The sequence below is a fragment of the Rhizobium grahamii CCGE 502 genome (assembly GCF_000298315.2).
In the GTDB taxonomy this organism is placed as follows: domain Bacteria; phylum Pseudomonadota; class Alphaproteobacteria; order Rhizobiales; family Rhizobiaceae; genus Rhizobium; species Rhizobium grahamii.
Map to the genome: position 1 here is coordinate 150,190 of NZ_AEYE02000005.1, position 19,128 is coordinate 169,317.

At 61.3% G+C, this 19,128-nt stretch carries 20 protein-coding genes and 2 tRNA genes; 12 read left to right on the forward strand and 10 right to left on the reverse strand.

The features are described from left to right. The first annotated feature begins 58 nt into the window (after positions 1-58). The 4 genes from RGCCGE502_RS04785 (at position 59) to RGCCGE502_RS04800 (ending at position 2,675) form a co-directional block, all read left to right on the forward strand. Positions 59-388, forward strand: a complete 330-nt coding sequence (locus tag RGCCGE502_RS04785; RefSeq protein ID WP_016553036.1) for an NIPSNAP family protein — start codon at positions 59-61, stop codon at positions 386-388. Next, positions 385-738, forward strand: coding sequence for an antibiotic biosynthesis monooxygenase family protein (locus RGCCGE502_RS04790; protein WP_016553037.1), 354 nt, complete (start codon positions 385-387; stop codon positions 736-738). The genes RGCCGE502_RS04785 and RGCCGE502_RS04790 overlap by 4 nt, the downstream gene beginning before the upstream one ends. Before the next feature lie 159 nt (positions 739-897). Next, positions 898-2,028, forward strand: coding sequence for a site-specific DNA-methyltransferase (locus tag RGCCGE502_RS04795; RefSeq protein ID WP_016553038.1), 1,131 nt, complete (start codon positions 898-900; stop codon positions 2,026-2,028). Positions 2,029-2,204: 176 nt separating this feature from the next. Further along, positions 2,205-2,675: a DUF6790 family protein gene (locus tag RGCCGE502_RS04800; RefSeq protein ID WP_016553039.1), complete on the forward strand. Its 471-nt coding sequence runs from the start codon at positions 2,205-2,207 to the stop codon at positions 2,673-2,675. On the opposite strand, the gene RGCCGE502_RS04805 is transcribed toward RGCCGE502_RS04800, so the two are convergent. Genes RGCCGE502_RS04805 through mutY form a run of 3 tightly spaced genes read right to left on the reverse strand, consistent with a single transcriptional unit; the run spans position 2,660 to position 4,731 of the window. Continuing rightward, on the reverse strand, positions 2,660-3,025 hold the full coding sequence (locus RGCCGE502_RS04805; protein ID WP_016553040.1) for a nuclear transport factor 2 family protein: 366 nt from the start codon (positions 3,023-3,025) through the stop codon (positions 2,660-2,662). The two genes, RGCCGE502_RS04800 and RGCCGE502_RS04805, sit on opposite strands and share 16 nt — an antisense overlap. A 2-nt stretch (positions 3,026-3,027) precedes the next feature. Continuing rightward, complete coding sequence (locus tag RGCCGE502_RS04810) at positions 3,028-3,636, reverse strand: HAD family hydrolase (RefSeq protein WP_016553041.1); 609 nt, start codon at positions 3,634-3,636, stop codon at positions 3,028-3,030. Between the two features lie 3 nt (positions 3,637-3,639). Further along, the gene (gene mutY, locus RGCCGE502_RS04815; protein ID WP_016553042.1) at positions 3,640-4,731 is read right to left on the reverse strand and encodes an A/G-specific adenine glycosylase; all 1,092 of its coding nucleotides are present in this window, start codon (positions 4,729-4,731) and stop codon (positions 3,640-3,642) included. 97 nt (positions 4,732-4,828) lie between these two features. On the opposite strand from mutY, the gene RGCCGE502_RS04820 reads away from it, so the two are divergent. The 4 genes from RGCCGE502_RS04820 to ppdK all read left to right on the forward strand — a co-directional run bounded on the left by RGCCGE502_RS04820 (position 4,829) and on the right by ppdK (position 12,830). Beyond that, positions 4,829-5,317 (forward strand): DUF721 domain-containing protein, encoded by a 489-nt coding sequence (locus RGCCGE502_RS04820; protein ID WP_016553043.1) that lies wholly within the window; start codon positions 4,829-4,831, stop codon positions 5,315-5,317. 159 nt (positions 5,318-5,476) lie between these two features. Beyond that, on the forward strand, positions 5,477-6,169 hold the full coding sequence (locus RGCCGE502_RS04825) for a DsbA family protein (RefSeq protein ID WP_016553044.1): 693 nt from the start codon (positions 5,477-5,479) through the stop codon (positions 6,167-6,169). Positions 6,170-6,247: 78 nt separating this feature from the next. Continuing rightward, positions 6,248-9,709 carry a chromosome segregation SMC family protein gene (locus tag RGCCGE502_RS04830; RefSeq protein WP_016553045.1) on the forward strand — a complete coding sequence of 1,154 codons (3,462 nt, stop codon included), beginning with the start codon at positions 6,248-6,250 and terminating at the stop codon, positions 9,707-9,709. 397 nt (positions 9,710-10,106) lie between these two features. After that, positions 10,107-12,830 (forward strand): pyruvate, phosphate dikinase, encoded by a 2,724-nt coding sequence (gene ppdK / locus RGCCGE502_RS04835; RefSeq protein ID WP_016553046.1) that lies wholly within the window; start codon positions 10,107-10,109, stop codon positions 12,828-12,830. Here ppdK and RGCCGE502_RS35165 read toward each other — a convergent pair. After that, positions 12,757-13,038: a hypothetical protein gene (locus RGCCGE502_RS35165; RefSeq protein WP_081647227.1), complete on the reverse strand. Its 282-nt coding sequence runs from the start codon at positions 13,036-13,038 to the stop codon at positions 12,757-12,759. The genes ppdK and RGCCGE502_RS35165 overlap by 74 nt on opposite strands. A 194-nt stretch (positions 13,039-13,232) precedes the next feature. On the opposite strand from RGCCGE502_RS35165, the gene RGCCGE502_RS04840 reads away from it, so the two are divergent. Next, a complete protein-coding gene (locus tag RGCCGE502_RS04840) occupies positions 13,233-13,478 on the forward strand; it encodes a hypothetical protein (protein ID WP_016553047.1) in 246 nt (81 codons plus the stop codon). A gap of 18 nt (positions 13,479-13,496) precedes the next feature. Here the strand turns inward: RGCCGE502_RS04840 and RGCCGE502_RS04845 are convergent, their stop codons facing one another. Then, positions 13,497-13,883, reverse strand: coding sequence for a hypothetical protein (locus RGCCGE502_RS04845; protein ID WP_016553048.1), 387 nt, complete (start codon positions 13,881-13,883; stop codon positions 13,497-13,499). 219 nt (positions 13,884-14,102) lie between these two features. Here RGCCGE502_RS04845 and RGCCGE502_RS04850 point away from each other — a divergent pair, with 219 nt between their 5' ends. After that, positions 14,103-15,008 (forward strand): DUF1499 domain-containing protein, encoded by a 906-nt coding sequence (locus RGCCGE502_RS04850; protein ID WP_016553049.1) that lies wholly within the window; start codon positions 14,103-14,105, stop codon positions 15,006-15,008. A gap of 43 nt (positions 15,009-15,051) precedes the next feature. Here RGCCGE502_RS04850 and RGCCGE502_RS04855 read toward each other — a convergent pair whose 3' ends face one another. From RGCCGE502_RS04855 to RGCCGE502_RS04865, 3 genes are read right to left on the reverse strand one after another with little or no spacing between them, the layout of a single operon-like run. Further along, on the reverse strand, positions 15,052-15,501 hold the full coding sequence (locus tag RGCCGE502_RS04855) for a thiol-disulfide oxidoreductase DCC family protein (protein WP_016553050.1): 450 nt from the start codon (positions 15,499-15,501) through the stop codon (positions 15,052-15,054). Positions 15,502-15,504: 3 nt separating this feature from the next. Then, the gene (locus RGCCGE502_RS04860; protein ID WP_016553051.1) at positions 15,505-16,422 is read right to left on the reverse strand and encodes an MBL fold metallo-hydrolase; all 918 of its coding nucleotides are present in this window, start codon (positions 16,420-16,422) and stop codon (positions 15,505-15,507) included. Next, positions 16,423-16,719 carry a cupin domain-containing protein gene (locus tag RGCCGE502_RS04865; RefSeq protein WP_016553052.1) on the reverse strand — a complete coding sequence of 99 codons (297 nt, stop codon included), beginning with the start codon at positions 16,717-16,719 and terminating at the stop codon, positions 16,423-16,425. It lies immediately after the preceding gene. 160 nt (positions 16,720-16,879) lie between these two features. Here RGCCGE502_RS04865 and RGCCGE502_RS04870 point away from each other — a divergent pair. Continuing rightward, positions 16,880-16,954 (forward strand) — tRNA-Gln (locus RGCCGE502_RS04870). A gap of 139 nt (positions 16,955-17,093) precedes the next feature. Here the strand turns inward: RGCCGE502_RS04870 and RGCCGE502_RS04875 are convergent. After that, entirely contained in the window at positions 17,094-17,504 is a 411-nt protein-coding gene (locus RGCCGE502_RS04875; RefSeq protein WP_016553053.1) for a hypothetical protein, read from the reverse strand. A gap of 271 nt (positions 17,505-17,775) precedes the next feature. Between RGCCGE502_RS04875 and RGCCGE502_RS04880 the strand changes: the two genes are divergently transcribed. Further along, a tRNA-Pro gene (locus tag RGCCGE502_RS04880) sits at positions 17,776-17,852 on the forward strand. Positions 17,853-17,960: 108 nt separating this feature from the next. On the opposite strand, the gene RGCCGE502_RS04885 is transcribed toward RGCCGE502_RS04880, so the two are convergent. Beyond that, positions 17,961-19,076: a tyrosine-type recombinase/integrase gene (locus tag RGCCGE502_RS04885; protein ID WP_176705675.1), complete on the reverse strand. Its 1,116-nt coding sequence runs from the start codon at positions 19,074-19,076 to the stop codon at positions 17,961-17,963. Positions 19,077-19,128 lie beyond the last annotated feature (52 nt).

Sequence of the window (19,128 nt, forward strand, 5' to 3'; positions counted from 1 at the left end):
CGAAGCATTGTCGTCAGGCAATGTGCGAAAACGGTCTCCAGACAACAAGGAGACGACGATGATTACCTGCTTCATCCGCTATGAAATCGATCCGTTCAAGAAGGAGGCCTTTACCGAATATGCGCGCAACTGGGGCCAGGCGATCCCGCGCAACGGCGCCGACCTGATCGGCTACTTTGCGCCACATGAAGGTTCGGCGACGACGGCGTACGGCGTCTACAACATTGAAAGCCTCGCTGCCTACGAAGCTTATCGCGCCCGCCTTGCCGCCGATCCGCTCGGCAGGCAAAACTACGAATTCGCCAAACGCGAACGTTTCATCCTCAAGGAAGATCGTATCTTCCTCAAGAACGCTTCCCTTCCTCATGCAAAGCTGGTGATGCCATGATCGCTGTTATCTTCGAAGTCCTGCCCTTCATGGGCGAACGCCACACCTATCTCGACCTCGCCGGCGAACTTCGCGGTGAACTCGAAAAGATCGACGGCTTCATTTCGATCGAACGCTTCGAAAGCCTCACCAACCGCGGCAAGCTGCTGTCGCTGTCCTTCTGGCGCGACGAGGAGGCGGTCAAGGCTTGGCGAAACGTGGAGGCACACCGAGCTGCCCAGCACGCCGGCCGCAACGGCGTCTTCGCCGACTACCGGCTCCGCATCGGCCATATCGTCCGCGACTACGGCATGAACGACCGCGACGAAGCGCCGGCGGATAGCCGCAAGGTGCACGACGTGGCGGCTTAACGACAACAGCCGGAAGGGCGGGGGTTGTACCCGCCTTTCGACACTAAGCACGCGCTGCGACTTATTTTCCCGAAATCGCTCATCCCTTCAGGCTTTGGTAACCAAACTGAGTAACCATAACGGACAGTAAAAGCGTAATGTGTATGAGCGAGTTTTCAGATGGCGTCAGTATTTCCGCTTGCCGATCTCAAGGCCTCCGCAAAGCCGGACTCCTGGATCGACACGATCATCAAGGGCGATTGCGTTGCTGCCCTTGAAGCCCTGCCGAACCACTCCGTAGACGTTATCTTCGCTGATCCGCCGTACAATCTGCAGCTTGGCGGTACGCTGCATCGCCCCGACCAGTCGCTGGTTGACGCTGTCGATGACGAGTGGGATCAGTTCGCCTCCTTCGAAGCCTATGATGCCTTCACCCGCGCCTGGCTGCTCGCCTGCCGCCGCGTTCTGAAGCCGACCGGCACGATATGGGTGATCGGCTCCTATCACAATATCTTCCGCGTCGGCGCGACGCTGCAGGATCTGAACTTCTGGATCCTCAACGATATCGTCTGGCGCAAGACCAACCCGATGCCGAACTTCAAGGGTCGTCGCTTCCAGAACGCCCATGAGACGATGATCTGGGCGAGCCCGAACGCCAAGGCAAAGGGCTACACCTTCAACTATGACGCCATGAAGGCCGCAAACGACGACGTGCAGATGCGCTCCGACTGGCTGTTTCCGATCTGCAGCGGCAATGAGCGCCTGAAGGGCGACGACGGCAAGAAGGTGCATCCGACGCAGAAGCCGGAAGCGCTGCTCGCCCGCGTCATCATGGCTTCGTCCAAGCCAGGCGACATCATCCTCGACCCGTTCTTCGGCTCGGGCACGACGGGCGCGGTTGCCAAGCGCCTCGGCCGCCACTTCGTCGGCATCGAGCGCGAGCAAGATTATATCGACGCGGCTTCCGCCCGCATCGAAGCGGTCGAGCCGCTCGGCAAGGCTGAACTCACTGTCATGACCGGCAAGAAGCAGGAAGTTCGCGTGGCTTTCAACGTGCTCGTCGAAAGCGGTCTGATCAAGCCCGGCCAGGTGCTCACCGATGCCCGCCGCCGCTACAGCGCGATCGTTCGCGCCGACGGCACGGTGGCCTCCGGTGGCGAAGCCGGTTCCATTCATCGCCTTGGGGCAAAGGTCCAGGGCCTTGATGCATGCAACGGATGGACATTCTGGCACTTCGACGACGGGCAATCCCTGCGCCCGATCGACGAATTGCGGTCCGTGATCCGCAGTGATCTGGCAAAGGCGGAATGACGCGCGCCTCGACCTGATCGAGACTTCCTTCTTCCGGTGTTTTGTACCTCCAGTTACGGAAGAAGGCTTGGCGCCCGGGGATCAACACCCCGGGCGCTCTTCATTTTGGCTCGCGCGGCCGTGCAATTCCGTGTCATGTATCGGCTGCTGATGATCCGAAAGAGGCAAGGAACGCCATGTATCTTGCGGTCATATTGTTGCTGATGCTTGTTTTGCCGTTGGGCTCGGTTGTCGCCGAAGTGCATTGGAATGCGGACGCCAATCTCGTCTTCCTCATCGGAAAATGGTTCGTCTTCTGGGGCGTCGGCTTGCGATTGCTTATGGCCAGTCTGAAACAGATCATCAATCCGGCCTTCACGGCGGAAACGATCTTTGGTGTGACCGATCACAAGGCCCAGTCGTTGGTGCAGGAGATCGGCTTCGGCAACCTGTCGATCGGTATGCTTGGCATGCTCAGCCTTTTCGCGCCGCAGTGGACCGTCCCGGCCGCGATCATCGGTTGCCTGTTCTTCGGTCTTGCGGGTCTCAAACATCTGTTGGAGCGAGCAAGAAACAGGTCGAGAACCATCGCGATGGCTTCCGACCTGTGGCTGTTTTTCGTGCTTGCCTTTTATCTCTCGGCGGCGTTCTTTCAGAACTCTCGGTAGTCCGTCACCTCGACGTGGGTGACGCGACCGTCTTCGTTGAAGGTGATCGTCTCTTCGCCTTCCCGCACTAAGGGCTTGCCCGTCTTGCTGTGCGTCGCGCGGACCGACCAAACGGCACGGCCGGCATGGGGGCTGACCTTCTCGACCAGCGTGTTGATTGCTGTCTGGTCTGGGTAATCGTCGAAATATTTGCGGAAGGCGACCATGATCTCGGCTCGCCCGGACAAGCTGCCCACGCCATTCGAGACATAGGTCGCGTCATCCGCGAAATAGTCCTCGATCATATCGAAATCGAGCGCGTTGATCGCGCCATGGAAGCGTTTGATTTCCTCAACCGGATCGAATGCCATGGTCAGAGCCTCACGCCGCGCGCTGCAAGATCGGCGCGCAGCTTGTCGGCGCCGGTGAAGAGAACCGCATCCCAGCCGGCCGCTTTCGCACCTTCGACGTTGGGGGCGGAGTCGTCGATGAAGATCGTCGCCCCCGGATTGAGGCCGAAACTCTTGGCGTGTGTTTCGTAAATAGCAATATCGGGCTTGATGAGACCCACATCGCCGGAAACGGTCACGCCGCGCGGCTTGGTCAGGAATGGAAAGCGTACTTGTGCCTCGCGGAAGGTATCGGATGCGAAGTTCGTCAGCATCGTCACGTCCTGGCCATCGTCAATCAGCCCTTCCATGATGGCAACGCTGTCATCGTAGGCATGCGAGACCATTTCGTGCCAGTGCTTGCGGAAGGCCCGGATGTGCTCCTCGCGGTCCGGATGAACCTCGATCAACAGAGCTTCGGCATCGGCCCAGGCGCGACCGCGGTCCTGCTCGACGTTCCAGTCGTGGGTGCAGACATTGTCGAAAAACCACTTGCGTTCAGTCTCGTCGGGGATGAGGCGGCTGAAAGGGATACTCGGATCGTAATGGATGAGTACTTTTCCAATGTCGAAAACAATATGCTCGATGGGCATCGATTAATCCTTGGCATGTTTGAACGCGAGCGGGATAGCCGCGGTGATTGCTTTTTTCATGACGGTCGGCAGCGCCTGCGAGTCAAGATTTGTAACCGCCTCCCACCAACCGTTATCCGTTTGAATTCGCGAAGGTATCGCGACGCGGTAAATCGACAGCCTGAGCTCGAAATGAGTGAAGACGTGTGTCACCGTCCCGCAAGGCTCCCAGGCTGCCGGAAACGGTGCCCCGTCGGCCGATGTCTCGCCGTCCTGCCGCGCCGTCCAGTGGGTCGTCGGCACCTCGGTCATGCCGCCGAGCAGGCCGCTCTCGATGCGACGCCGCAGCAGAACCTTGCCATCCGCCGTAACCGCGATGAAGGCTGCGCCTTGGCGGATCGGCTTTTCCTTCTTGGCTGCCTTGACCGGGAAGTGCTCCGGATCGTGCAGGCGCAGCGCCTCACAGGATCCCCTGAAGGGACAGAGCGAACAGGCTGGCCGCTTCGGCGTGCAGATCGTCGCACCGAGATCCATCATCGCTTGTGCGAAGTCGCCGGGCCGATCTTTAGGTGTCAGCAGAGCCACCTTCTGCTTCATGTCAGGTTTGGCAGCGGGCAGGGGCGTGGCGATAGCGTAGAGCCGCGAGATCACCCGCTCGACATTGCCGTCCATCACGGCTGCCTGCCGGTTGAAGGCGATCGCGGCCACTGCGGCGGCTGTATAGTCGCCGATGCCGGGAAGCGATTTCAGCCCGTCCTCGCTATCGGGAAAGACGCCGTCGTGGTCACGCGTCACCGCCTCGGCGCATTTCTTCAGGTTGCGGGCGCGCGCGTAGTATCCAAGCCCGGCCCAGGCAGCCATGACGTCTTCGCTGGGAGCATCGGCAAGGTCGCGGACGGTCGGCCAGCGCGCCAGGAAATTGGCGAAGTAGGGCTTCACCGCCGGCACCGTGGTTTGTTGCAGCATCACCTCGGAGAGCCAGACATGGTAGGGATCGGCCTTGATGCCGCGCGCCGCCATCGGCGGCGAGATGCGCCATGGCAGGTCACGATGGTGCCGGTCATACCAGTCGAGAAGGGGCTTGGCAGCGGGCGCGTCCAGTGTCGTCGATGTCATCATTTGCCGTCGTGAGGGGAAGTGCCCTATACTTGGCGAAGCAATGCCGCGCGATCAAGGCAGTGGTGCCTGAACGCAGCGCGATCTGAAGGTTTCAATGAGTTATCCACGCAAAGGTGAAAAGCAGATCTCCGAATTGACCAATGGGTTGATCGATCCGGTGCTCGCAAAGCGCGCCGGCATCAACACCGCTCTGCTCGGTTCGTGGGATGAGATCGCCGGCGAGGAATTTGCCGATTGTACTCGGCCGGAAAAGATCGCCTGGGCGAGGGGCAACGATGACGGCGGTTTCCGCCCCGGCGTGCTTACCATCGCCTGTGAGGGCGCACGAGCCCTTTTTCTGACGCATGCGCAGGGCGAACTGATCCAGCGCGTCAACAGCTTCTTCGGTTTCGCCGCCGTTCACCAGATCCGCATCGTCCAGAAGCCTGTCTATCAAGCGATCAAGCGCTCCCGTACACCTCCGCCGCTAAAGGGTGCGGCAGCCGCAAAACTGGATGAGATGATGGAAGGGATCGAAGGCGACAAGCTGCGCGAAGCGGTAAAGCGTCTTGGAACGGCCGTGTTGGGAAAGCGCGGGCGCTAGCGCTTCCAAGTATTGCTCCCGCAATTCTGTCCGCAATTTAATCTGGCGGTCCAACCAAGGTCACAATTCTTTGAAGAAAGTTGGCGAACCGTGCCTTGTTCGGGGCATCGAGCCGTTATATCGCACTCACAGCCACTACTCTCATTTATGGGGAACTTCATGCCGATTTCCGAAATGCAACTGACGAAACGCCAGCTTCTGGGCGGCGTGGCTGCCGCGACCGCGACGCTTGCGGTTTTCAGCACCGCGCAGGCCGCTGTCGAAATGCCTAAGCCCGATGGCGACGTCGACATGGCTGCGGTGCTGAAGCCGGGTGAGTTGCCGGAAATGGCACTGGGCAAGGAAGACGCACCGGTCACGATCGTCGAATACATGTCGATGACCTGCCCACACTGCGCCCACTTCCACACGACGACCTTCGATGAAATCAAGAAGAAGTACGTCGATGCCGGCAAGGTGCGTTTCATCATCCGCGAATTCCCGTTCGATCCGCGCGCGGCTGCCGCCTTCATGCTGGCGCGCTGCAATCCTTCCAAGCCGGAAGAATTGAGCACGGCCGAACAGTATTTCCCAATGGTTGCCATGCTGTTCAAGCAGCAGCAGACCTGGGCGGCCGCAGATGATGGCCGCGGCGCACTGCTTCAGATGTCCAAACTTGCTGGATTTACTGAGGATAGCTTCACGAAGTGCTTGACGAACCAGAAGCTGCTGGATCAAGTGAATGCAACGCGGGAAAGGGGTTCCAAGGAGTTTGGCGTCAATGCCACGCCGACGTTCCTCATCAACGGCAAGCGCTATTCTGGAGACATGACGGTTGACACCATGTCGGCCCTTATCGACAGCCTGCTCTAATCTGAACCGTATCCGATCGAGGGGCGACGGCCGAAGCCGTGCGCCCGTCTTTTGTTTTATCAGGCGCGGGGATACGGCATGAAGTTCAATAAGCTTCGTGTCGTCGGCTTCAAGTCCTTCGTCGAACCCACCGAATTCATCATCGAGCGCGGCTTGACCGGTATTGTCGGCCCGAACGGTTGCGGCAAGTCGAACCTCGTCGAAGCGCTCCGCTGGGTGATGGGGGAGAACTCCTACAAGAACATGCGTGCGTCCGGCATGGACGACGTCATCTTCTCCGGCTCCGGCAATCGTCCCGCTCGCAACACTGCCGAAGTCGCGCTTTATCTCGACAATGCCGAGCGCACAGCGCCCGCCGCCTTCAACGACAGCGACGAGATCCAGGTCACCCGCCGCATCGAGCGTGAGCAGGGATCGATCTATCGCATCAACGGCAAGGAAAGCCGCGCCAAGGACGTGCAGCTTCTCTTTGCCGACGCCTCCACCGGTGCCCGTTCGCCGTCCATGGTCGGGCAGGGGCGGATCGGCGAGTTGATTTCGGCCAAGCCGCAGGCCCGCCGCCAATTGCTCGAAGAGGCAGCCGGCATATCAGGTCTGCATTCGCGGCGTCACGAAGCCGAGCTTCGCCTGCGTGCTGCCGAAAGCAATCTCGAACGCCTCGACGACGTGACATCTCAACTGGAAAGCCAGATCGAGAGCCTGAAGCGTCAGGCCCGTCAGGCAAGCCGCTTCAAGTCGCTATCGGCGGACATCCGCGCCCGCGAGGCGCTGCTTTTGCATATCCGCTGGGTGCAGGCCAAGGAAGCGGAAGGCGAGGCCGATAGCGCGCTCAATCAGGCCACCGTCGTCGTCGCCGAAAAGGCGCAGATGCAAATGGAGGCCGCCAAGGTTCAGGGCATTGCCAGCCTGAAGCTGCCGGAATTGCGCGAGAGCGAAGCGCGCGCCGCTGCCGCGTTGCAGCGCCTGCAGATCGCCAAGACGCAGCTGGAGGAGGATGCCAACCGCATCCTGCGCCGTCGCGACGAGTTGACCCGCCGCCTAGCACAGCTCGGCGAGGATATTCGCCGAGAGGAGCGGCTGGTTGCCGACAACGCCGAAATCCTGGCGCGGTTGGACGCCGAAGAGAGCGAGATCACCGAGATTCTTGCCGATTCCGGCCGTTTTGCCGAGGAAACACGCGAAGCCTTCGAGGAGGCTGCGGCAAGGCTCGCTGACAGCGAGCGCATTTTCACCGCGCTGACGGCCGAACGCGCCGAGGCCGCTGCCGGGCGTAACCAGCTCGAGCGTGCCATTCGCGACCTTGCCGATCGCAAGATGCGCCTCGAGCGGCAGATGGACGAGGCCAATCGCGAGCTGTCGACCATCGGGGAGAAGATTTCCAGTCTGCCCGATCCGGAAGAGAAGCGGGCCGTGGTCGAGGCGGGCGAGCAGGCGCTTGCCGAGGCGGAAGCCGCAATCCAGAGCGTCGAGCAGGCCTTGGCCGCCGCTCGCCAAACAGAGGCCCTGTCCCGGTCTCCGGTCGATCAGGCGCGCGCAAAGCTGAATGCCATTGAAACGGAAGCCCGGACGATTTCACGCATGCTGGCGGCCGGCGCTGCCGCAGGCGAATTTGCGCCGGTTGCCGATGAGCTTCGCGTCGACCGCGGCTTCGAAACGGCGCTCGGTGCGGCGCTTGGCGACGACATCGAATCCCCGCTTGATCCCCAGGCGCCGGTTCATTGGTCCGGTAATGGTGACGGCGCCGCGGATCCGGCATTGCCATCTGGCGTGACGCCGCTGATCGATCATGTGCGCGCTCCCACGGCGCTGATCCGCCGACTCAAGCAGATCGGCCTCGTCTCCGGTTCGGATGCGGCCGCCCTGATGAAGGACCTCAAGCCTGGTCAGCGGCTGGTCACCAAGGAGGGCGCCGTCTATCGCTGGGACGGGCATGTTACAGGCGCCGATGCACCGAGTGCTGCGGCCCTCCGGCTGGCGCAGAAGAACCGGCTCGCCGAACTCGAAAGCGAAACGGCACTTGCCCGCGACATACTCGATGAAGCAGAGGAGCGCCTGGCAGGTGCTGCCGATGCGATCCGCCTTCAGGAGCAGCGCCTCGCCGAGGCACGCGAAAAGAGCCGTATCTCCGCGCGGCAACTCGCCGAGGCGCGAGACGCACTGGCAGCGGCCGAGCGGGCGTCCGGCGATCTCATCCGTCGCCGCGATGTCATTGCAGAAGCCGTCAGCCAGCTTCAGATTCAGCTCGAAGATCTCTCGATCCAGGAAGAGAACGCCCGGATCGAGTTGGAAGATGCCCCTGATCTGACCGCGATCGACGAACGGCTGCGAGCGCAGCAGGTCGAAGTCGCGACCGATCGTGGTGGGCTCGCCGAAGCGCGCGCACGCCATGAAAGCCTGAATCGCGAAAACGAAGCCCGTCAACGCCGCATCATTGCCATCGGCCAGGAGCGCGAGACCTGGCGCCAGCGCGCGGCCAGCGCCGAGGATCACATCGCCACCCTTCGCGACCGCGAGGAGGAAGCACGGGAAGAAGCGGCCGAGCTCGAAATGGCGCCCGATGAGTTCGACGACAAGCGCCGTGCGCTGTTGACCGAACTTCAGAAGGCCGAGGAAGCGCGTCGCCACGCGGCCGATGTGCTTGCTGAAGCCGAGATCGTCCAGCGCGACGCCGACCACAAGGCGGCAACGGCCCTTTCCGAACTCGCCGAAAGCCGCGAGCGTCGCGGTCGCGCCGAAGAGCGGCTGGTCTCGGCGCGTGAAAAGCGGCAGGAAACCGAGGCGCGAATTCGCGAGACACTGAACGTCGCGCCACATGAGGCTCTTCGGCTTGCTGGACTGGAGTCGCTGCAGGCAGCACCTGATCTTCGTGAGGTCGAGCGCGAACTCGAACGCCTGAAGATGGAGCGCGAGCGCCTTGGCGCGGTCAACCTGCGCGCTGAGGAAGAGCAGAAGGAACTGAGTGGCAAGCTCGAGGCGCTGATCAAGGAACGCGATGACGTGATCGATGCGATCCGCAAGTTGCGTGGCGCGATCCAGAGCCTCAATCGCGAGGGTCGCGAGCGCCTGCTCGCCGCCTTCGACGTTGTCAACGGCCAGTTCCAGCGTCTCTTCACCCATCTTTTCGGTGGAGGCACGGCCGAATTGCAGCTGATCGAGTCCGATGATCCGCTCGAAGCCGGCCTGGAAATTCTCGCCCGCCCGCCCGGCAAGAAGCCGCAGACGATGACGCTTCTTTCGGGCGGCGAGCAGGCGCTGACGGCAATGGCGCTGATCTTTGCCGTCTTCCTCACCAATCCTGCCCCGATCTGCGTGCTGGACGAGGTGGACGCCCCGCTCGACGACCACAATGTCGAGCGCTATTGCAACCTGATGGACGAAATGGCCGCATCCACCGAAACGCGTTTCGTCATCATCACTCACAATCCGATCACCATGGCGCGCATGAACAGGCTGTTCGGCGTGACGATGGCGGAGCAGGGCGTATCGCAGCTCGTGTCGGTCGATCTGCAGACGGCTGAACAACTGCGTGAGATCGCCTAAACAAGCCGCTGACAAAAAGCCCAAAAAAAGTCGAGCCGAATTGGCACATCTTCACCATTGGGTGATGTTTTTCTACTGATCTTGTATTAGAGATTGCTTCATGTCGCTGCCGAATTGCCGCGAAGCGGTATCGGCTGCAGAGTTTTCTGTGCGACGCGATCGGAGCAGGCCTTGGGCGCTCCGGCTGTCGTATGGACGAGACCCCCCGTCCGGTTTTTCCTGGCTGGACGGACAGAAGGCTTTGCGGGACTTTGTTGCAGTCCCGCAAAGCTTTTTCTCCCTTCAATCGCTTCAGTCTGTCGCAGTTGTTGTGCGACGCAACATTTCGGCCGCATTTGTCGATTTTCATTTCAACACCAACGGATTAAGTTGATCCGGATTTGGTGTTGGGGGGAATATGACCAAGTGGGTCTATACATTTGGCAACGGTCACGCAGAGGGTAGCGCCCTCGACGGCGAGCGTTTGGGCGGCAAAGGCGCAAACCTTGCGGAGATGTGCAATCTTGGCCTTCCCGTTCCTCCTGGTCTGACGATCATCGCTGACGCTTGTTCCGCCTACTACAAAAACGGGCGACAGATTGCCGAGGACCTGAAAGCGCAGGTCCGAGCCGGCATCGAGCGCATTGAGGAAGCGACCGGCCGGCGCTTCGGCGCGGGTGATCAGCCGTTGTTGCTCTCAGTGCGCTCCGGCGCGCGCGTTTCGATGCCGGGAATGATGGACACTGTCCTCAATCTCGGCCTCAACGACGAAACCGTGCAGGCGCTCGGTCACGATGCCGGCGACGCCCGTTTCGCCTGGGATAGCTACCGCCGCTTCATCCAGATGTATGCCGACGTCGTCATGCGTCTCGATCACGAAGTGTTCGAGGAAATCCTCGAGGATGAGAAGGCCAGGCTCGGTTACGAATTTGACACGGAACTGACCGCCAGCGAATGGCAGCATGTGGTCTCGCTCTACAAGAGCATTATCGAGGAGGAACTGGGCGAGGAATTTCCCCAGGATCCGGAAGTGCAGCTATGGGGTGCGGTCGGCGCCGTATTCTCGAGCTGGATGAGCGCCCGTGCCGTCACCTATCGCCAGCTTCACAATATTCCCGAAGTCTGGGGTACGGCCGTCAATATCCAGGCGATGGTCTTCGGCAACCACGGCAATTCGTCTGCGACCGGCGTCGCCTTCACCCGCAATCCGTCCACGGGTGACAAGTCGCTCTACGGCGAATTTCTCGTCAATGCGCAGGGCGAGGACGTCGTCGCTGGTATCCGCACGCCCCAGAGCATCACCGAGGAGGGTCGTATCAGCTCCGGTTCCGAACGACCGTCGATGGAAAAACTGATGCCTGATGCCTTCAAGGAGTTGTCGCGCATCTGCGCCGAACTCGAGGCGCACTATCGCGACATGCAGGACATCGAATTCACCATCGAGCGCGGAAAGCTGTGGATGCTGCAGACCCGCGCAGGCAAGCGTTCGACCCGTGCGGCGATGAAGATCGCCGTCGACATGGTCGATGAGAGAGTAATTACCGAAGAGGAAGCGGTGCTACGCATCGAACCCTCGTCGCTGGACCAGCTTCTGCACCCGACGATCGATCCGCGTGTGTCGCGCGAGATCATCGGCACTGGCCTTCCGGCATCGCCGGGTGCCGCGACCGGCGAGATCGTCTTCACGGCCGAAGAGGCCGTCATCGCCTCGGAGGAGGGGCGCAAGGTCATCCTTCTGCGCGTCGAGACGAGCCCGGAAGACATTCACGGCATGCACGCGGCCGAGGGCATCTTGACGACGCGTGGCGGCATGACCAGCCATGCCGCCGTAGTCGCTCGCGGCATGGGCATCCCCTGCGTGGTTGGTGCTGGCAGCATGCGCATCGATGCCCGCAACGAGCGGCTGATCGGCGTCGGCGTGACGCTGAAGAAGGGCGACGTCATCACTATCGACGGCTCGGCGGGACAGGTCCTGAAGGGCGACGTGCAGATGATCCAGCCGGAGCTGTCCGGCGATTTCGGGCGCATCATGCAGTGGGCAGACCGCGCGCGGCGCATGACAGTGCGCACCAACGCCGATACCCCTGCCGATGCGCGCGCGGCTCGCTCCTTCGGCGCCGAAGGTATCGGCCTTTGCCGCACCGAGCACATGTTCTTTGAAGGCGACCGCATTCATCTGATGCGCGAGATGATCCTGGCGGAAGATGAGACCGGCCGCCGTGCCGCTCTCGATAGCCTGCTGCCGGTGCAGCGGCATGATTTCACCAGCCTGTTCAACGTCATGCATGGGCTGCCGGTGACGATCCGTCTGCTCGATCCGCCGCTGCACGAATTCCTGCCGAAGACGGACGAGGAGATCGCCGACGTTTCCGCCGCAATGGGCATGGATGCTGCGGCGTTGCGACAGCGCGTCGATGCGCTGCACGAATTCAATCCGATGCTCGGGCATCGCGGCTGCCGGTTGGCGATTTCCTATCCCGAAATCGTCGAGATGCAGGCGCGCGCCATTTTCGAGGCGGCGGTTGCGGCGGCCTATGAAACGGGTGCCGCCGTCGTGCCTGAGATCATGGTGCCCCTGGTTGGGCTGCGTGCGGAGCTGGACTATGTCAAGGAGCGCATCGACGCCATCGCCCGGGAGGTCACTGCGGAGGCCGGTATGCGGATCGATTATCTGGTCGGCACGATGATCGAATTGCCGCGTGCAGCGCTCAGGGCCCATATCATTGCGGAAGCGGCCGAGTTCTTCTCCTTCGGCACCAACGATCTGACGCAGACGACCTTCGGCATCTCGCGCGACGATGCGTCGGCTTTCATCCCGACCTATCAGCGCAAGGGGATCATCGAACACGATCCTTTCATTTCACTGGATTTCGATGGTGTCGGCGAGTTGATCCGCATCGCCGCCGAACGCGGTCGGCGCACCCGCAACGATATGAAGCTCGGAATCTGCGGCGAACATGGCGGAGATCCTGCATCCATCCATTTCTGCGAGGAAATCGGATTGGACTACGTGTCCTGTTCACCCTTCCGCGTGCCGATCGCCCGCCTTGCCGCCGCGCAGGCGGTCATCAATAGCGATAGTGCCGCCAGTATGGGCGCCCGTAGTAAGACGGGTCCAACTCGAACGCCATCCCCATCATGAGCCTGTCGCTGTCATAGCGATACTGCGCGCGGCGGTAGAGATCGATGCGCTGCAGGCATGCGGCAAACCCGTCGGTCCTGGGTTTGAAGCCATAGCGTCGGCATTGGTCTTCGTCGGCGGCGCGCTGCTGCTCGGGCGGCAGTGCTTGGCACGCTGACAGGCTTACGGCGGCCGCGGCGAGCGCGAGGGATAAAGCGAGGATTTGCATCGGTGTGTCTTTGCAACGAAAATTTCCCGTAATCAGATGACGCTAATCACCGGTTACAGTCAACTAAAAGAATGGCTTAGGGTTACGAGCTGATTTTGCGATCACTGCCGGCCGGCCGATCCGGCGCGCGAATGGCTTTCGCCGGCCCAGGATCGTCTGTAAGAAGGCGGCTCGCACGATATTGGAAGGCAAGCATGGCACTGCGCGATCGATTCTCGAAGAAACTGACCTGCCCGCAATGCGGCAATACGGGTTTTGCCGAAGCTTCCGAAATCGATGATCCGAAGCGCAAGCATCCGGGTTTCAGCGTCGACCACCTGCCGCGCGGCTTCTTCATCCAGCGCCCCTCCAATCATCAGGAAACCTGCATGATCAAATGCGAATGCGGCCGCAAATTCCCGTTTCGCAGTGTGGCCGAGGCAGCCGCGGCGCGCGATTAGCCCTGAAAGCGCTCGGGGTCAGAACCGTTCGAGAACCTTGATGAAGGCATCGGCGAAACGGACGAGGTGGGCCGTCGCGGGGTCCGGCGCTTCCATCCGGATTTCTGTGCCGCTGTGATCGAGTACGGCGAGAACGACACGCATCTTCTCGTTGGAGGAGGGGATGCGGAGCACGGCGATCCGCTTGCAGTCGTCCATCAATCCCTCGGCGGGAAGGTCGAAAAGGAATTCGCCGCCGGCCTTGGCCGAAGCCACACGCACCGTCTCGCAGAAGTCGGTTTTGCCGTCATATCCATCGAGCGACAGTTCCAGTTCCAGAAGCTCTATCGGCAGAAGCGGATCTGCATGATCTGCTGCCCCCAGCGTCGGCGCCTGGGTTCCCGATGCGAGCTCCGGTGCAATCATTGCCCTTCTCCTGTTGGTCGGTTGCGGCGCAAACCACACAACCGCAAATCAACGAATATCAGAAAATGCTCACGCACGCCATTGTCGTCTTCTCCGTGGATTGCGCCCGTCGGATCGACACAACAGTTTCAATTTAGGCGAATCTTGCACTAAACAAGTCGAGGGCGATTTTGCGCGTTCATGCGGGACGCGCCGCTTGCGAGTAACCGGTAAGTTTTGATGGCAATCCGTTTCGACCGCCCCGTTTCAAGTGCCGCCCGCTTCTCGCGGCGCTTCGGGGCATTTGCGCTGGTTCTTTGCCTTGCCGCCCTGGTCGGCCACCGCTTCGCCGGCCTTGTCACGCCATACCTGGTGCTGGTGCTGATCGTCTCTGCGGGCTTCGCACTGCTGGCAGCGCTGCTTGCCTTCGCCGGCCTCCGCAGCCTTTGGCTGACAGGGGCCGAAGGTGGGCTAGACGCCTTGAAAGCCTTGATTTTTGCTGCTCTTCCGCTGGCGCTCGGCGCAATTGCTGCCGAACGATATTTCATGCTGCCGGCAATCTACGACGTCTCGACCGATCTCGTCTCCGCCCCCGATTGGCTGAAGACGCCGAATGCCGACCAGATCTGGCTGAAGCGCCCGCCAGCTGCGACGCCGGAGGACCGTGAAAAGCAACTTGAGGCCTATCCGGAGCTGACCGGCCGTCGCTACGACGGTGCGATCGACCGCGTGCTCCAGGCCGTGAAGAAGGTCGCCAAGCAGAGCGGCATTCGGATCACCCGTGCCGATGGCGACAACGAGCCAAGCGATCTCGACGATCGGCCGGTCAAGCCGCAGCCGGATGACGGCGCGGTTGCCGAGGCGCCGGAGGCCGTGCCGATCCCGACGCCGCGGCCGTATGACGACGATGTCGCGCAGCTGATTCGCCGGGCCAATGGCGTCACGCTCCAGGGCGAAACCCGCACCTTGGTCCTCGGCCTGCGTTTCGACATCGTCATCCGCTTGCGCGAAGAAGCCGAAACCACCCTCGTCGACGTCAGGGTCGCCTCACGCTACGGCCCTCACGACCTTGGCCTCAGCGCCGATGTTGCCGAGGACTACCTGAAGGCTCTGGATTCCGAATTGCTCGGCATCGCGGGCAGCTAGTCGCGTTTCGGTTTGGCCGTCGGAACCAGTCGTCCCCGACGGATTACCCTAGGAATCGGCGCCTCTGATCCGGGCTCGGCACGAAGCAGGTGGCTCGCCTGCCGGCAATGCGGAAACGATTTCGCGCCACGAATTCGTAGAGCCTGTCGGCAAGCCCCCGCGGCAGCAGTCGAAGGACGCCTACAAGTGACCAGGGAAAGCCAAGCGCTTCGACCATACGGATCGTCCCTCTCGACTTGAAGTGCGCGTGTCCGTCTTCGATCAGGATATTGGTTTCGTAGTCGCGGCCATCGAGCCCGTAGTGGCGATAGAGCGCTTCCCCGAGTGGCGATTGCGCCGCAAGAAAGCGATAGCGCTCAGCCTTGTCGTGCCTCAGCACGAACTGGACCCACGCCGAGCAGAACACGCATTCTCCATCGAAGACGATGAGAGGCTTGTCATCCGCAAATTCGGGCACGCCGGCATCGGCGCGATAGCTGTAGGCCTCGCGCACGGACTATCTCCGCTTTGCCGGCCGGTATGACCCGAGCAGGGCAGGCGGCCCGTCGGTCTCGATCTCACCGCGCTCGAGCAGATCCTCGATATGGGCAAGCACCGAAAGGGCGGCGGCGCCATGCAGGCGTGGATCGGTTTCGCGATAGATGACCTTTACCATGTCGGGAATGTTGCGATCGCCCGCACGAATGCGGCCGAGCACGGCCCGCTCGCGCATTCGTCGATGGGTTTTGAGCGCGCGCATGAACGAGATCGGCTTGTGCACGGGGCCGCCATGTCCCGGCAGCAGAATCCGGTCATGCCGCGCAATCAGCTTGTCGAGGGAGGCCAGGTAGTCGGACATGGAACCGTCCGGCGGCGCGACGATGGAGGTGGCCCACGCCATGACATGATCGGCGGAAAACAGGATCCCCGTCCCCTCGAGCGCGAAGGCTGCATGGTTGGCGGTATGTCCCGGTGTCAGCACCCCGGTCAGGCTCCAACCGTTACCGGCGATCGTTTCGCCGTCGCGAATTGTGATGTCGGGTCGGAAATCCAGGTCCGAGCTCTCGGCAAAAGGGTTGATCTCGCCTTGGTGCAGCGGGCGGGCGGCGCGGTGCGGTCCCTCGGCCACGATCCGCGCCCCGGTCGCCGCCTGCAGTCGCCGCGACAGGGGCGAGTGGTCGCGATGTGTGTGGCTGACGAAGATGTGGGTGACCTCGCGTCCGTCGAGCGCTGCCATCAAGGCCTGGAAATGTGCCTCGTCCTCAGGGCCGGGATCGATGACGGCCGTGGATTGATCCCCTATGATGTAAGTGTTGGTACCGTAGAAGGTGAAGGCGCTCGGATTGTTGACCGTGATGCGCTGTACGCCCGACGTAACTGGCACGGCTTGGCCATAGGCGGGCTCGAAAGCCAGATTGAATTCGGGACTTGCCATTTATTTGTATTCGATCTCGATGAAGGACATCGGCTGATCGCCGGCATTGACGACATTGTGCTCGGTGCCGGCATCGCGCCGGTAGGCTGCGCCCTTGGCAATGTCGACCCTGCGGCTGCCGTCCTTCTCCTCCAGCAGGAACCGGCAATCGGTCATCGGCACGACGACGTAGCCCATTCCATGCGTATGGACGCCCGTATCGGCACCCGGCTCGAAGTCCCAGCGCGTGATCCGAACCACCGCATCGTCGAGCAGTAGCGTTGCGAGGGCAGGCGGGCGGGCACGGTACTGGCTCATTGTTGCTCCATGGTCCTGGACGGCTGAGGCGAGACCTAACATGGCAATGAGACATCCGCACAGAAATATGCGATAGCCCGAAACTTAATGATTGTGACGGCAGGCGAGCTTTGCTAAGCAGGCGTCGATTTGGCAAGCGGTCTCCGCTTTCAAGCTCTGGTGGGGCGTCGCCAAGCGGTAAGGCACCGGTTTTTGGTACCGGCATTCCCAGGTTCGAATCCTGGCGCCCCAGCCATTGAACTCCTGCAAATGATGAACACGCGCTGTCGCAGATTCAGGCGCAACCGACCAACGCGCCATGAGCGGAGTCTATTCAATACAAAAAGGCGACCCGATGGGCCGCCTTCCAAATCCGCGTGCTGTGCCGTTTCTTACTACGCCGGCTGTGCCGGTGCCAGTAACTCGGCGCAATAGGACGGGCCGTTGACGCCCGGGATATCGCCGACGACGCGGATGCTGCGGATCGTGTAGTCGGAGCTGGTAACGATTTCGGCCTGGCAGCGCAGGTACTGCGTGCGGGCCGCCGCGATCTGCTTGCCACGCTTGCCGTCCGCACCGTCCGCATATTTTGCCGGAACGCGCACGGTCTTGTAGCCACCCTTCCAGGTGTAGGTGACGCCGGAGCCGCTTTCGACGTCGTTGATCGGCGGGCCGAAGGCAGCGAAGAACTTTCCGGCGGACTGGCCAACCCAGCGGCTGGAAATCGGATCGGCGGAGGTCTGAATCGTCGTGCAGCCAGCAAGCGCAATGGCAAGCCCAGCCGCGGCAAAGGTGCGGAGTTTCATTCTTTCGTCCCTGAAATGTTGTCGCGCATTCGACGGCGGGAACTGCTGGTCTGCAGCGGTTTCCGCTTGTCCCGCCGAGCGCTTTAGCGCGGAACCCGGCAAAAGAAAATCGGCCCGCCTTCGCAATCGCAAAATTTGCCGCAAGTGTGTCTTTTTGCTCCACTTACGCGGCCGAGACTGGTGCTGGCCGCGTCTGTAAAAAATGCGCCGGCTTTTGAATTTTGGTGCTTGCGCAACAGGATGGGCCGGTCTATAGAGGCGCCGCTGGTCACGGAGTGTAGCGCAGTCTGGTAGCGCACCACGTTCGGGACGTGGGGGTCGAGTGTTCGAATCACTCCACTCCGACCAGCTTGAACCTTTGATTTGGTTCACTTATTTCCCGAACAGCCATTCTCCCCAAAACCTTAGATGCCTTCAAACGGACCGATTGCGGACCGTTTCGATTTCCGGACCGCTTTAGAATGCGTTCGCTGCCTGCTGCTGGAAGTCCGGGCTTGCATGCGCATAGGTCCGTTCGAACTCCTCGGCCGTCATTCCGAGTGAAGCCGCTGCCTGTTCTACCTCGACGCCAGCTTGGGCGAGCCATGTTGCTCGCGTGTGCCGCAGGACGTGGGGCGTTATATCGTCACCGAGACCGGCAGTCGCGCGGATCGAGCGGAACGCCTTGTGCGGCTTGGTGATCTTCTCTCCACCGTAGTGGACAGCATAACGAAGCGTGACGGATCGGCCTCTCTCATCGATGGTCGTATCGCGCTTGTGCCAGTAACGCAGGAAGCGAAGCAGGCGAGGCGGGATCTTGACCGGCGTCTTGCGCTTGTTGTGCATCGTGCGCTCGCCTTGGGCCTTGCGATAAATCACGCCGCGATCGAGGTCGATATGGCCGCCGGTCGTGTTCGCCATCCATTGCAGGTTTAGGATCGCGGTCAAGCGGGTGCCAGTGTAGAGGCCGACCATGATTAGGCGCACGAGGTGCGGGTTACGCCATCCGGTGCGCTTCCATCTGTTGGGCTGCTGCGTCGCCACGTCGCAAGAGACGGGGACCCAGCCCATGGCCGCGAGCAAGAGCTTTGCGATCTCGCTCCTCGTCAACCAGCTCTGACGGGGCTCGCCCTTCTCTGGCAACGTGACCTTCGGAACCATGTCGAGCGTTTCCTCGGCGTGGTAGTGGTTGATTGCTGCCCTGAGGGCTTCCAGGTCACGTCGGGCGCCGCCCTTGCTGCCGCGATCGGCGGCGTAATCGCGGAACGTTTGCCCGCGCAGCTCCGTCAGCATCATTTCACCGAAGAACTCGTTGACTCGGTCGAGCATCGCAATCGTCTCTTTCGGGCGTGCGGTGCTCGGCGCCTTCTCCTCGGCATAAACAATGATGATGTCGCCTACCGTGACCTCAGCGGCACGACTGCTGCGCTCTGGGCGGTACTGGGCTGCGATGTAGTCGGCAAGCCGTCTCTGAGCTGCTTCAACTTCAGCCTCGCTGCAATCCGTGGGGACACGCTTGCTTCCGTCTTTGATGAACCACGTTCCTGTGTCTGGTCTGAGCCAGAGCCTTGCTGGGCGCCGTTTCTGAGGCATTTTTCTTTCATCCTATTGATCCCGTTTTTGGTGACGAAATCCTTGTTGGCGA